The following is a 13,594-nucleotide window of genomic DNA, read 5'->3' on the forward strand; positions in this document are numbered from 1 at the left end:
CGCTGGGCCTCGCCAAACTCGCCGCCGCGTCCGTCTCCGCCACTCGGTACGCAGCACCTGGCGAAGGATCGGGAATGCCTTCCTGGAAATCTTTCCCAATGTATGGTTGCCGGATGGACCAAGACTTCTCGGCCGGCGCAAGCGCATCAGCTGTCGAGCTCTACATAGCCGAGCACGTGGCCGAGCATGGAGTGCTCCCCACCATCGCTCAGGTGCGAGAGGGAGGCGTCCGCGCACGCACCGCCACGATCGCGGCTGCGCTTCGGCAAGCCCGCGCCACTGCGGCGCGCACGAAGGCCTCGAACTCGACAAGCCCGGAGGCGGTCGAGGCCATCGTTGAGCTCGGACGCGCGATGGCATCCGCCGCGACGCGCGTCCTCGACGACGAGGTCGCCTCTTTAGTCGAGCGCGTGCTCGCGCCGGCTCGAGCCGTGTCCGACGAGGTGATCGCCGCCGCATTCGGACAACGCGACGCCGCACTTGCGGAACTCGCAGCCGAAGTGGAACTCCGCGCAGTCGAGCGTGATGTGCTGGAGAACCAGCTGTCGTCACTGCGAGACGACATCGCGGCCATCCGTTCGGAGCGTGATGCCGCGCTCCACGCCCGTGACCTCGCGTTCGAACAACGCGACCGTGCGCTCGGCGAGGCTCGCGCCGCTCAGGAAGTCGCCGAGCTTGCGCGGTCCGAGCTGACGGCCGCTGCGGAATCAACGCAAGCAGCGGCCCGCCAGTCGGAGATCGCGCTAGCCGAAGAGCGCGGCCGCCGCCTGGCCGCGGAAGACCGCATCACAGCACTCGAGGGCGAGCACTAGATTCAGCGCGGGGCCTAGCGCGAACGCCAGCGCGCACGACCTCCGCAAGGTCAGCCGCGCCCAGGCACGATCGCTAGTCGGCCCCGGCTGCGCCGTCGCTGCCCCCACCACGCAGGTGTTCGTAGAGCATCGCGGGTAGCGCCTTGCTCAGCAGGTCGTACAGGTCCTTGTTGTTGAAGATGTCGTCGACGAACTGCGGCGTCTCGTCCCGGACTCCCATGATGGCCTGTGCGAACGCGTTGGGCAGTGTGGGCGACTCTGCGAACTGGTGGGCAGTGTTGACCTCGGCCTGATGGGCGAGCTTCTCGTCGTGGGCGAGGCGGACCACGATGTTGGACACGGTGCCGGAGACGATGCCCGGTCCGTACGTGTCGCCGAAGCGTTCGTTCAGTTTGGCGATGATCTCCTCGAGCGCGCTGCGGTGCTTCTCGTGCACTGCACCGGACCCGATCGCGGTGATCGGATCCAGCCCGGGTCCCGGGGCGAGGGTGAGCTTCACGGCGTCGCCCTTGGTGATGGTGTACCCGGCGAGCTTCACCTCGGAGATGTCGACCTGCTCATCGAACGTGCTCGTCGACATCTGGGGCAACACGCGGCGCAAGAAGAAGTGCAGGCGCGGCAGGTCGGTGTCGCCCAGGTCGCGCGCCTGGGAGATGAAGTCGTAGAACTTCACGAACGCGCCCGCGTCGGACTTGAACAGCTTCAGTTCGTCCTGGGCAGCCTTGTCGTCGGCAACGAACGCGTCCTGCCAGCGAGTTTGGAAACGCTTGACCGCGGGCGCTGTCGCCGCGGTGAGCGAACTGTTCGCACTCGTCCCGCCCGCCAGGGCGGCATCGAAGGCTTGCTCGACTTCAGCCCAGTCGTAGATTCCGGCGCTGTCGAGCTTGGACTTCACCTCGTACACGATGTTCGGATCCGTCACGCCCGTCAGCGTCGCGGCGCGGTAGTACGGCGTGAACGCATCGAGGACGTCCTGGGGGTCGTTGACGAAGTCCAGCACGAACGTCTTGTCCTTACCCGGGTACGTGCGGTTCAACCTGGACAGTGTCTGCACGGCCTGAACACCGCCGAGCTTCTTGTCGACGTACATCGCGACCAGGCGGGGCTGGTCGAATCCGGTCTGGAACTTCTCGGCCACGATCATCACGTTGAACGTCGATGGCTTGAACGCCTCCGCCAGATCCGACGTCCACACCCCAGGGTTCTGGGTCTTCTCCGTCAGGCCCTCACCGACATCGTCGGGGTCCTCCACGGTCCCTGAGAACGCCACCAGCGCCTTGACCCCATCGATCTTGGAGTCGGCGACGTACTTGTCGAGGTACTTCTTCCACCGCACCGCTTCCTTGCGGGACCCGGTGACGACCATCGCCTTCGCCTTGCCCTCGAGTAGATGGGCGACGTTGGCACGGAAGTGGTCGACGACGATCTTCGCCTTCTGCGAGATGTTCGTCGGATGCAGTCGCACGAACTGCACCAGCTGCTTCATCGCGGTGGACTCGTCGACCTCACCGGGCAGGTCATAGTCGCCGCCCGGGTGCTGGAGCTGCCACGCCACCTTGTACGGGGTGTAGTTCGTCAGCACATCGAGGATGAACTCCTCCTCGATCGCCTGCTGCATCGAATACAGGTCGAACGCCGCCGGCGTCGTCCCGCCCTCAGGGACAGTGCCGAACAGTTCGAGCGTCTTGGCCTTAGGCGTGGCCGTGAACGCGAAGTAGGAGATGTTCGGTGCGTAGGCGGTGACGGACATCGCCCACTGCAGATACGCCTCGGAGTCGATCTCGCCGCCCTCGGCCACAGCCGCGAGCTCGTCTGGGGACAGCACCTTCGTCAGCGCCCCCGCAGTCGAGCCCGTCTGGGAGGAGTGCGCCTCATCCGCGATCACTGCGAAGCGCTTGCCCTTGAGCTCCGGAGCGGTGTCGATCAGGTTGATCAGTGCCTCGAAGGTCTGAATCGTGACGATCACGATCTGCTTGCCACCCGTCAGCGCTGCCGCCAGCTCAGCCGACTTTGAATCCCCCTCAGCGCGGGTGATGGACTTCACCACCCCCGCATGGCGCTCGAACTGTGCGATCGCGTCCTGCAGCTGCTTGTCCAGCACCGTGCGGTCCGTGACCACCACCACCGTGTCGAACACCTTCTCGTTGTCGACGTCGTGAAGTTGGGAGAGCTGGTGGGCTAGCCACGAGATCGAGTTCGTCTTGCCCGACCCAGCCGAATGCTGGATCAGGTACCTCTGTCCAGGCCCCTTGGCCCGCGCATCGTCCACCAACCGGGTCACTGCACGCCACTGGTGGTAGCGCGGGAACAGGATCTTCTCGACACGGGTCTTCTTGCCCGAGTCGTGGTCGACCTCCGTATCGACCTGGGTGTGGAGGAACGAGCCCACGATCTTCAACCACGTGTCCCGCTCCAGGATCTGCTCCCAGAAATAGGACGATGCGCTACCGGCCGCGTTGAGCGGGTTGCCCGCACCCTCGTCACTGCCCTGATTGAACGGCAAGAACCGGGTCTTGGGGCCGGCAAGCTTGGTCGTCATCTTGACCTCGCTGTTCGACACCGCGAAATGCACCAACGCCCGCTTCCCATGCGACAAGAGGATCTCGCCGGCGGGGTTGCGGTCGTACTGGTACTGCTTGGTCGCGTTTCCGACGTTCTGCGTGAAGTCGGTCTTGAGTTCCACCGTCGCCACCGGTAGCCCGTTGACGAACAGGACCAGATCCAGGGCGTTGTTCGGGTGCTTCGCCGAATAGTGGACCTGACGCATGACCCGCAGCCGCATCTTCGAGTACATGGCAAGCGTGTCCGGGTTGTTCGACGTCGCGGGACGGAACTGCGCCATCCGCACCTTCACCGCGGACCCATGGGTCGGGATGTAGTTGAAACCGCCGCGGAGGATCTCGAGGGTGCCGCCGTTCTTGAACGGATCGTTGTCCAAACGCTTCGCGAGATTCGCCAGCAGCACGCCCTCGGCGGCCCGCCGCTGTGTCGGGCTGTCCGTCAGTCGGACGACCTTCGCGAACTCCTCCGGCTGCGTGTCCTCAATCCACCCGAGCACATCCTCAGGGAACAGCGCGAGCGCCTGATCGTAGCCCGCGTCCGTGGGCGAATACAGCCACCCGCTCGCGGCCAGATACTCACAGATCTCCGTCTCGAGCACCGACTCCAAATGCGACCCCGACACCCCAGCCATCAACCCACCCCCACGCTGATCTTGCCCGTCACCGCCGCCGAAATCAGCGCCGCACGACGCTCATGCGCCAATTCGATGCCACGGCGCGCAGCCTCAAGCGCTGCATCGATCCGGCCAGTCTCCGCGTTGAGGCTCGCGACAATCGCGGCCTGGTCGGCCAGCGGCGGCAGTGGGACCCGCATCGCGCGGTACTTGGAGGCGCTGAAGTTCTCGATTGTCGAGACCACAGCGCCAGCGCGGATGTCGTCCAGGTAGCGCCGCGAGAGCGTCCAGTACGCGAGGAACCAGGGAAGTACGAGACGTCGATCCGGCCTCACACGCACTAGGTAGCCCGCGTATGAACAGATCTCGTCGCTCACATGCAGGTAGCTCTTGCCGATCGTCGCGCCTGCTCTCGTGAGAAGGAGGTCGTTGGGCCGCACGACCGCCGCTGCGGCGAGTGCGGGCTCGATCGTGACCCGCTTCTCCGGGTCTAGGTCGGAGAGTGATGCAATGTCAGTTGTGCGCAGGTACCGCGGCCAGTCGCTCGGATTCGCTGGATCGCCGACCGCATCGACCCCGTTCTGGATGGGAACTGTCGAGAGCGCTCGCAACGGGGTGGTCGGCCACTCATCGCCAAAGGCTCGAGCGATGACCGCGGCGCGACGTTCGGTGAGAAGGGTGATCAGTTCTTCGCTCTTCGCGATGAACGCGTCGATCTGGGCGGCCTCCCGATCCAGGAAGTCCGCAATCGCCCGCTGTTCAGCGGGCTTCGGTAGCGGCACCCGCAGTTCCCGAAACTCTTCTTGGTAGAGGTGCTGGATCGTTGATCCTCGCGAGACCTCACGAATGAAGTCAGTGAACACGCCAGACTGCAGCACCCAGTACAGGTAGGCGGACGAGAGTTCGCCATGCGGACGCACCACAAATACGCCGGAGTTCAGGCACGCAGGCTTGTCGAGCCCAGCCACCAGAGCAACCTTCCCGATCGTGCCGTCCTTCGTGACGAGGAGATCACCGTCCGCGAGCTGAATGAACGGGTCATCATCGAAGCGCTCGCGCGAGACCTGGTAGCACGTGCGCCAGTTGATCAGCTTGCTCTGAAAGTCGCGCCCAGTGACGAGATACGCGTACGACGCCACCTCAAACTCGTCTGACGTGAGCCCCTTCCAGCCGACACGAGCCTTGATCGTCGCGAGGCGCTTCAGCGGCACCGTTGCCTGGGTCATTCCTCGACCTCGGCGAGCATCTTGCGGAGGTCGTCCATCACGCGCTCGAGGTCGTTGTCGATCTCCTCGAGCGGTCGCGGGGGCACGTACTTGTAGAAGTGGCGGGTGAAGGGGATTTCTGCGCCTTCCTTGGTCTTGGTGTGGTCGATCCAGGCGTCTGGCGCATAGGGCAGGACTTCGCGGGTGAGGTAGTCGTCGATGTCCTCGTTCCAGGGGACGTTCTCGGTGTCGCGCAGGGAGGTGTCGGGTTCGGGGTTGCCCTTGGTGTCGGTGCAGACGTCGGCGGCGTCGTCCTGCTCGCCCAGCGCCGCGGTGGTGGCCTTGAGGATCGGCGCGGCAAGCTTGAGTCCCTGCGCGCTAGCGGAGGTCTTGAGAGCCTTGTGGAAGGTGTCACGGTTGGTGAAGACCGCATCGTCCCCGAGCGATTCGAGCGCAGCCCGCAGGGCCGCCGCATCGTCTTGGCTGATTTTGGCGAGCGGCTTGGCGTCGAAGACGGCGTCGATGGCGTCGGGGGTAGCCTGCCAGCGGAGCTTGAGGGGGCGTTCGACGGTGATGGTGCGGTAGAGGAAGTCCTCGTTGGTGAAGATCTTGGACTGCTCGCCGTCTTCGAACTCGGCGTAGAGCTTAACGATGTCGGCGACGTTGTCGGCGGACAGTTCGTTGCGCTTGGATCCGAGGCCCTTGCGGAGCTTGACGTAGAGCTCGCGGGCGTCGATGAGTTGGACCTTGCCGCGGCGTTCGTCGGTCTTGCGGTTGGTGAGGATCCAGATGTAGGTGGAGATGCCGGTGTTGTAGAACATGTCCTTCGGCAGTCCGATGATCGCCTCGACGAGGTCGCCCTCGAGCAGGTGCTTGCGGATGTTGGACTCGCCACCACCAGCACCGCCGGAGAACAGGGGGCTGCCGTTGAGGACGATGGCCATGCGGGAGCCGCCGTCCTCGACCTTGCGCATCTTGGAGACGAGGTGGAGGAGGAACAGCATCGCACCGTCGCTCACTGCCGGGGTGCCGGGGCCGAAGCGGCCGACGAACCCGAGGCGCTTGTGCTCGTCGTCGACGTACTCGCGCTGGTCCTTCCAGTCGACTCCGAAGGGAGGGTTGGACAGGCCGTAGTCGAACTTCTTGTCTTCGAAGTGGTCCTCGGTGAGGGTGTCGCCGAGGCGGATGTTGTCGACGTCCTGGCCCTTGATGACCATGTCGGCCTTGCAGATCGCGTAGGAGGCGTCGTTGTAGTCCTGGCCGTACAGCGACAGCTGGATGTCGGGGTTCATCGAGCGGAGGCGTTCGTCGGCGACGGAGAGCATGCCGCCGGTGCCGGCGGTGGGGTCGTAGATGGAGCGCACGACGCCGGGCTTGGACAGGGCGTCGTCGTCGGTGGCGAACAGCAGTTGCACCATCAGCGAGATGACCTCGCGGGGGGTGTAGTGGTCGCCGGCGGTCTCGTTGGAGCGCTCGTTCGCCCACCGGATCAGCTCCTCGAATACGAGGCCCATCTGGATGTTCGAGACGGTATTGGGGTGGAAGTCGGCCTGGGCGAACTTCTCGACGACGGCGAAGAGCTTGTTCTTCTCGGCGAGTTTGTTGAGCGTTTTGTCGAACTCGAAGCGGTCGAAGATGTCGCGCACGTTGGGCGAGAAGCCTGCGATGTAGGCGGCGATGTTCTGGCGCAGGTCGTTGGGGTCGGCGACGAGCTTGGCGAAGTCGAACGGGGACGTGTTGTAGAACTCGTGGCCTGCGGCTTCGGTGAGCTTCATGTGCTGCAGCATGTCCGGCAGTTCCGTCACCTCTGGGGCGGTCTTGAGGACGGCGGTCTTGGTCTCGGCGAGCACCGCGTCCAGGCGGCGCAGCACCGTGAACGGCAGCACCACGGAGCCGTACTCGGAGGGCTTGAACGGGCCCCGCAGGGACTCGGCGATGTTCCAGATGAACGAGACGTGATTCACCACGAGTGTGCACTCCTGCAAGTAGTTCGGTTCGGGATCGCTGACCGGAGGGGCGTAGAGCTCCATCCTGGCGGAAGGCTGTGACACCGGGGCGCGTGCCCCGCGGGAAGGAGCGACCGGCCCCCTCGCTGGGCCGTGCAGGCGGGCGCGCTGCCGTCTCCGGTCTCGGCCGTTGGACAGGGTCGGACGGACTTCGCGTGGCGACGCGGACGATGTGACGATCGGCGCAACATCAGCTGTCCCCGGTGCGGGAGGACGGACCGGACGAACCGTGGGCGTCGATGCCGCTCAACTCAATGCCGTACCGCAGTGCGTCGAAGTAGGCGGTTCGCACGCTGGCAGCGCCTTCCAAGAGACGAGCGGCGAGTTGCGCGATGTCCTGGAATCCTCGCAGCGACGTGACGACGTGGCGTTGTTCGGCTAGAGGGACGAGGGGCACCTCGAGGTCGCCGAGCTTCGCTCGTTGGATTGTGCTTCCTCCGATCAGCCACTCGTTCCAGCGGCCTGCAAGCGCCAACGCAAGATACTCGGGGTCCAGGGCGGAGGGGTCCTTGACCTTGACGCGCTGGACGCCGCTTCCCGGCAGGTGCTTGCCGACGGTGTCGACGTGCGCACGCACCTCGTTCCACGTGGTGACGAGGAGGTCGCCTGCGTCGGTCAGGTGAGGGCGGCCAGGAGCGTCATCAAGCTCATCGACGACAGGGGCGGTCGACAGCGTGCCGTCACGTACGTCCGCTGCAGAAACCAGGCGCTCGAGAAGCCACTGCGGGTAGCCCATGTCGGCGTACTTCTCGGCCGCGCGACCGCCTCCCCACACCTTGAGGATTCCCTGCGTCACGAGATCGTTCACGGTGGCGACACGCGGGTTCGCGGATGAGAGTGAGGCCGGCCCAATGCTAGCCAGCCCGTCGAGCTCCTCGGCTGCACGTACAACCTGCTTCCAGCCGTCGGCGTACGAGGACGCGACGTCGCGTGCGTCCGGACCAACATTGGGAAACCACGCGCGAGGCTCCAGCCGGGCGTCACGAGCCAAAACGTCGGCGATACGTGCCGTCGTGTGCGGCACATCGTCCCGGTGACCCGGGCCCTTCAGCCAGCGTGCCGCAGCGCTTTCGGGTTCGGCCGCTTCGGAAGCGTCGATGAACAGCACATCCGTATCGACGTCGGTCGCTACAGGCCGGCGCAGCACCAGCAGCGCAAGCGGAACCGACACGTGCGGGAGCATCTTTCCGGGCAGACCGACGACGGCCTCCACACAGCCAGCACCAACGAGCCCCATGCGGATGGACCGTTCGTTGGCGCGATCGAGTGCACCCGCAGTTAGAATCACGTAGGCCCGCCCACCTTCGTCGAGGTGCTCGACGGCATGTTGGACCCACGCCCAGTCGCCGGACGACTTGGGCGGTTGGCCGAAGACATAGCGGGGGTCGAACAGCGCACCTGCGGCCCGGAAACTCAGCCCGAACGGCGGCTCGGCGACGATGACATCGGCCTTGAGCTCAGGCGAAAGGTCGTGCTCGAGCACATCACCGAGCGATAGCTCGATAGTGACGTCGCGAAGGAAGGCTCGCTGGCGTGCCACGCGGAGGGTTCCGTCGTTGATGTCATGCCCGACGACGCGGCTCGGCTTGATCCCCGCGTCGACGGCCTGCAGCAGGGTGACACCGATGCCGCATGCCGGGTCGTAGAGAGTGCCTCCATCGCTCCCCGCACACAATGACGCCAGCAAGGAAGCGGTCCGTGAGGCGACGAAGCCGTGCTCGGCCCCCATCTTTCCCTGCGACCGGGCGACTCGCTCAAGGATCGCATCGATCACGTCGGCAAGGTCAGACACCTCAATGGAGGCGAAAGCGTCGACGACTCGGTCCATGCGGTGCGCCGGCAGGTCGATGATTCGGTGGTCGATGTCGATGACTTCGCAGCGGGGATCGAGATCCCGGAAAGCAGCTCCCAGCACTACGTGGGCCGTCCCGTTGTGTGAGAACTTCGCGCTGGCGTCGCGCCACCGTCCGACGAACCCCTCGCGCCCCTGCGCGGCGGCAAGCTTCCTCGCGCACGCAACGGTGACGACGAGCATCGTCAACTCGCTCATCTCAAGGCTGCCTCGCATGGTGTTCATGGCCGCAAACACCGCGTTCTCGCCGCGGTCCTTCTTGATGCGCTTGCCGGTCACTGAGAGCCACTCCATGATGTCGGCACGTCGGAACAGCGGGTTCGCGGCTGTTCCAGCAACGGCCTCAGGGAAGTCCTCGGAACGACGACGCCAGTTGCTGACCGCACCGCGGGTGTAGCCGGTGAGCTCGGCGATATCGCTGGGCGACACGAGCCCTTCCATGGTGTTCTCCTTCACGCTGCATCTCCCATTCGCGTCTGTCCCATACCGATGTAGCGCGTCTCCGCGGCGGCCATGCACAGCCGCGCCGCAACGCGGCCCCGATGTCCGACGACCGTGACGCGCACTCCGTCAGCACCGAGCGCGTCGACCGCGTCGGTGAAGATCCCGTCCCCCGAGAAGAGCACCACTTCGTCGAACCGGGCGGCGATCTGCTCCCCCTGGAGCACTTCGAGGAGTGCCAGGTCCGCACCGTCAGGACCGGACTTCACGAGCAGCCGCGCTCCAGGCCACGCGTCCGCGGTGGCGAGGAGCCCCACATGGCTGACACCGACCACCATCTGGTCGCTCGCGCCTCCGAGCTCGCGCACGACCACCTCGCGTGCCCAGCACGCGGCACTCGACGTCAGCACAGCACCCCCCACACAGTTCTCGATGTCGACCACGACCAGCCGCCGCCCACGAAGTGCGCGTCGCCTGACCGACCGACACTCGCCAGTCCTTGTGAACATGCTACCCCCCTCGTCCTCTGTAGATCGGGTTTTCATCTCTTGTCGTCACGATAGGCACGACCTCGCGCCATGTCAACCCGAAAATGCGATTCACAGCGCTGAGCGTCACTATCGACCTAACAGATGCCTGCGAGCATGGCCCCTCGCGACAGCAGCGGAGGGCCGATCGGTTGGCCGCGACACGCGCGGCCGGGCTCTGCACATGCGAGGGCGGCCGTCACGTGCCAGGACCTGCGCCGTCGTTGGCCCTCCAGGGCCGAGCGACGCTCGAGCAGGACCCGCTGATGACGCCTCTCGGAGAGTTGTCCAGAAACTCATTCATGCATGCACGTCTTCATGACAGCGTTCATCAACTCAGTTCTTCATGCATCCATCCAGGTGTTCATGCATGAATTCATACGTTTCTGTCCACGTTCGCGCGGTTGGCGGCTGCTGAATGCTCCGGCGAAGAGCCCCGTCACGCACCGCGGCTGTACCGGCATCGATCGAGGGCTGTACCGGGCCCGGTACAGCCAACGGCGAATCCGTGCCGGCGGCGCGGTCCGCGACGGGGCGTTCATGCACGAGTTCATGTGTTCGTGCACGAGTGCATGAACACATGCATGAATTCACACAGGAATGTGTTCATTGGTGCGTTCATCCATGCAGACATTTCTTCATGAACTTGTGGTCTCGCGCAGCACGGCCTGCGATTCACAGTCGCGCGCGACGCGGCCCGCCCGGCCCGGCCCTCCCCTGCCCATGGCTCGCGCCGACCGCTCCGGTCGATAGTTCGCACGCGGCCGCGTGCTGGGGCCCCGATGGGTCTGCTCGGCTTCGCGGCCCGGCAACGTGCGATGATCGGCACCGCGACGCGCGCGCAATCTCGCGACGTGGGACACGCTCGCGGATCGGCTCGCACGAGCGCCCACCGCTCTTGATGCCGACGACCGGCGAGTTCACCTTCCGCGGCGGCCCCCGCCCGCGTGTGCGGCGCTGCCTAGCGCTTCCGACGTGGAGAACCTGGTGCCCACCCGCCTTGGCTGGGCTGCGCATCGCCAGGGCGGGCCAGCGCCGCTTGGACTGCTCTCGCGATGCGCACTTCTTGCTCGTTGATCGGGTCTGCCTGTCCGGTGCGGATGCGGCTCCACAGTGCGGACCGGTGGTTGATCTGCAGGAGCCATGCGGGCATACCTTCTAGTGCTGCCGCTCGTTGGGGTTCGCTGCGTCCGGTGGCGCGGTCGTCGCGTTGGGTCATTCGGTCACCTCCGACGCGCCTGGCGCGAGGAAGTTCTCGATCGCGTCAAGGTGCTCGGAGGTGAGGCCGCGCCTGCGGTCGGGGCTGATGATGAGCACGCGTTCGTCGAGCCAGTTGAGCCATTCTCCGAGCTCGGCGGCGCGCATCTTCTCGACCCATCGGGCGGCGTCGTCGTCCACCCACACGACACGCTTGTGAGTGCGTGTGGCCTCGTAGACGCGAGCCGCTTTCCACCACCCCGTCCACTGAAGCTCCTCGGGCAGGTCATGGCCCACGATCGGCCAGTCCTCGCCTAGCCCGATTACCGGGGCAAGTGAGGCGGCGGCGTCGTTTCGCCACGACGTGCACCATGTCATAGCCGTGTGGGGCATCGCCTCGATCCGGCGCAGGCGGTCGATCACGGCGGTGGAGTGGGTCACGGTGACGGTGAAGCCCGCCCAGCGGATGGCGACGCGGTTCCTCTGCCATGACTCGGCCGGCCAGTGCTCGAGGTCCGCAACGGTGTCGCCGAGGGCGCGGATCACACCGTCGACGTCTACGAGCACGAGCGCAGGCACTGGCGCGGTCTCACTCATCCTCGGAGTGCGCTTCGGCGATGTCGAGAAGGAGTTGTGCCAGCGCTGGGAGCTTGTCGATGGCATTGATCGACACGGCGGGTGTCGCCTTGACCCCGTAAGCCCGCGACGGGCCCGGCCCCGGTTTCGACAGGTGAGTGACGAACAGGTGGGCGTGGCCAACGTCCAGGAGCCAGGGCCGAATGCGAACCTCGACCAGGCTTGGGCCGGCCGGAGCCTGGGCGGTGTGGGATCGCGGTAGGCACAGCACGGTCAGGAGGGGCTGCCAGACCCCGTCCAGTCGCAAGGCGTTGTGCTCGCCTCGGGGCCGTCGCAGGTACTGCATCTGTTTGCCGCGTCTAGCGTCCACGTAGTACTGGGTACCCGTGCGATTTACGAGCTCGTACAGGCCGGGCTCGACCCGCAAATCCACCCTGTCCCGCGCGGTCACGGGCCCGCCGCGCCGGGTGAGGGATGAGGGCCGTCGAGGAAGTCGACCTCGTCGGCACGGCGGCTGCGCTCCGCTTCGGGTGGCATGTCGGCGAGGATCTCGATGCGCTCGGCGACGCGCTGCACCCACCACAGCAGATCGGGTCCGCCGGGATCGAAGGTGTACTGGTGGCGGGAGCCGACCCGGAGCACCCATGGCCGCACGTCTGACCAGTCGACCTGCGCATCGTCAAGCTCACGCCCGCGCACGTCGTTGAGCCGCGGGCCGGACTCCACGTCTGTCAAGGCGACCCAGACGTCGTCCCAGCGGCCGCGGCCTGTGCGGCCCTGCCCGCGGGCACGGAACAGCAGCGGGCGCGCGCCTCGCGTATCGACGTAGTAGGCGGTGCTGGAGGAGGTGTAGATCGCCGCAAGGACCTTTGAGGTCCGCAGGTCCACCCACTCCGTACACCGCAACACACCTGCCATCTTTCGCTCCCTCCCCTGAAGCCACACACCAGCCCCACCGAGACCGTTCTAGGTCAACCCAATCGCGCGCGTCAACCCCCATATCGGCCATCTACCAGGCAATACTGTGGTAGTCGATCTCCGGGAGGCGACACCCCTCCAGCCGCCTGAAACGCGCCGCGCACAGGCGATTGCAGACTTCGACATTCGTGTGGTACTCTTTCCACATTAAATTGGGCGTTTGGTGTGTCCACTTTTGCGATGCTAGCATTCGGGCATGGACCGAGACTTCGTTGCGCCGTCAACCCGATCTCTCCCACAACCCTCCTCCTTGGCGGCCTCTCCCCGTCCGGCTGCGGACTCGACGGCAGGGGGCCCGCTCGGGGTGGGGCTGGTGATGCGAACGTGGGGGGTGAACCGCGCCGAGGCGCACCGAGTCGTTGCCCGAGCGGTCGATCTCGCGGCGCGCCGTGGCGTCGCCGCCGCGAGTGACAGTGAGTTGTTCGCGCAGGTGGTTCGCGCGGTCGCCAGGGAGACGCTCGGAGCTCCCGTCAGCGACCGGGAGCACGGCGGCGGCGAGACGCGGGCGCACCAGATGGACCACAAGAAGTACAAGCGCCGTGCGCAGGCGGTCCGTGACGCGTACGGCGTTGCCTACGTCGCGGGCTTGGCGCTGGTGAAGAAGTGTGCCGCCGAAGTCCAGTCGATGCCTGTGGGCGAGCGGGTGAGTATGCGGCGGCTGGTCGAGCAGGCCGCGACCGCGAAGTTCGGGCCACCGGTGCAGCCGCTGGCCTGGCCAGCCCGCCGGTGAGATGTGCACACCTCACGCCTCGGAGCCGGCCCGCCCGCTGACCAGCCTGGCCGCTGACGGCGCGGCCGATCTGACAGGCCCCAGTGGGCGGTCGC

At 65.8% G+C, this 13,594-nt stretch carries 10 protein-coding genes; 2 read left to right on the top strand and 8 right to left on the bottom strand.

Features of this window, described 5'->3' with window-relative positions:
* Positions 1 to 113 precede the first annotated feature (113 nt).
* Positions 114 to 812: a hypothetical protein gene (locus QQX10_RS10575; RefSeq protein WP_301120699.1), complete on the top strand. Its 699-nt coding sequence runs from the start codon at positions 114 to 116 to the stop codon at positions 810 to 812.
* A gap of 73 nt (positions 813 to 885) precedes the next feature.
* Here QQX10_RS10575 and QQX10_RS10580 read toward each other — a convergent pair whose 3' ends face one another.
* From QQX10_RS10580 to QQX10_RS10615, 8 genes are all read right to left on the bottom strand, one after another.
* A complete protein-coding gene (locus tag QQX10_RS10580; RefSeq protein ID WP_301120701.1) occupies positions 886 to 3,972 on the bottom strand; it encodes a type I restriction endonuclease subunit R in 3,087 nt (1,028 codons plus the stop codon).
* A 32-nt stretch (positions 3,973 to 4,004) separates the two neighbouring features.
* Positions 4,005 to 5,213 carry a restriction endonuclease subunit S gene (locus tag QQX10_RS10585; RefSeq protein WP_301120703.1) on the bottom strand — a complete coding sequence of 403 codons (1,209 nt, stop codon included), beginning with the start codon at positions 5,211 to 5,213 and terminating at the stop codon, positions 4,005 to 4,007.
* Positions 5,210 to 7,159, bottom strand: a complete 1,950-nt coding sequence (locus tag QQX10_RS10590) for a type I restriction-modification system subunit M (protein WP_301120705.1) — start codon at positions 7,157 to 7,159, stop codon at positions 5,210 to 5,212. The genes QQX10_RS10585 and QQX10_RS10590 overlap by 4 nt, the downstream gene beginning before the upstream one ends.
* Positions 7,160 to 7,388: 229 nt before the next feature.
* Positions 7,389 to 9,506, bottom strand: coding sequence for an N-6 DNA methylase (locus tag QQX10_RS10595; RefSeq protein WP_301120707.1), 2,118 nt, complete (start codon positions 9,504 to 9,506; stop codon positions 7,389 to 7,391).
* Positions 9,503 to 9,934, bottom strand: a complete 432-nt coding sequence (locus QQX10_RS10600; protein WP_301120709.1) for an NYN domain-containing protein — start codon at positions 9,932 to 9,934, stop codon at positions 9,503 to 9,505. Before QQX10_RS10600 ends, QQX10_RS10595 begins: the two co-directional genes overlap by 4 nt.
* Before the next feature lie 1,299 nt (positions 9,935 to 11,233).
* Entirely contained in the window at positions 11,234 to 11,812 is a 579-nt protein-coding gene (locus QQX10_RS10605; RefSeq protein WP_301120711.1) for an HAD domain-containing protein, read from the bottom strand.
* Entirely contained in the window at positions 11,805 to 12,242 is a 438-nt protein-coding gene (locus QQX10_RS10610; protein ID WP_301120713.1) for a hypothetical protein, read from the bottom strand. Before QQX10_RS10610 ends, QQX10_RS10605 begins: the two co-directional genes overlap by 8 nt.
* Complete coding sequence (locus tag QQX10_RS10615) at positions 12,239 to 12,679, bottom strand: hypothetical protein (protein ID WP_301120715.1); 441 nt, start codon at positions 12,677 to 12,679, stop codon at positions 12,239 to 12,241. Before QQX10_RS10615 ends, QQX10_RS10610 begins: the two co-directional genes overlap by 4 nt.
* 421 nt (positions 12,680 to 13,100) lie before the next feature.
* On the opposite strand from QQX10_RS10615, the gene QQX10_RS10620 reads away from it, so the two are divergent.
* Positions 13,101 to 13,499, top strand: coding sequence for a hypothetical protein (locus QQX10_RS10620; RefSeq protein WP_301120717.1), 399 nt, complete (start codon positions 13,101 to 13,103; stop codon positions 13,497 to 13,499).
* Positions 13,500 to 13,594 lie beyond the last annotated feature (95 nt).

This window comes from Demequina lignilytica (genome assembly GCF_030418305.1).
GTDB classification, from domain to species: Bacteria; Actinomycetota; Actinomycetes; order Actinomycetales; family Demequinaceae; genus Demequina; species Demequina lignilytica.

Bases quoted from the DNA above. Each gene is read 5' to 3' on its own strand.
- QQX10_RS10575 (WP_301120699.1), top strand. From the start codon at position 114: ATGGACCAAGACTTCTCGGCCGGCGCAAGCGCATCAGCTGTCGAGCTC.
- QQX10_RS10605 (WP_301120711.1), bottom strand. From the start codon at position 11,812: ATGAGTGAGACCGCGCCAGTGCCTGCGCTCGTGCTCGTAGACGTCGAC.
- QQX10_RS10585 (WP_301120703.1), bottom strand. From the start codon at position 5,213: ATGACCCAGGCAACGGTGCCGCTGAAGCGCCTCGCGACGATCAAGGCT.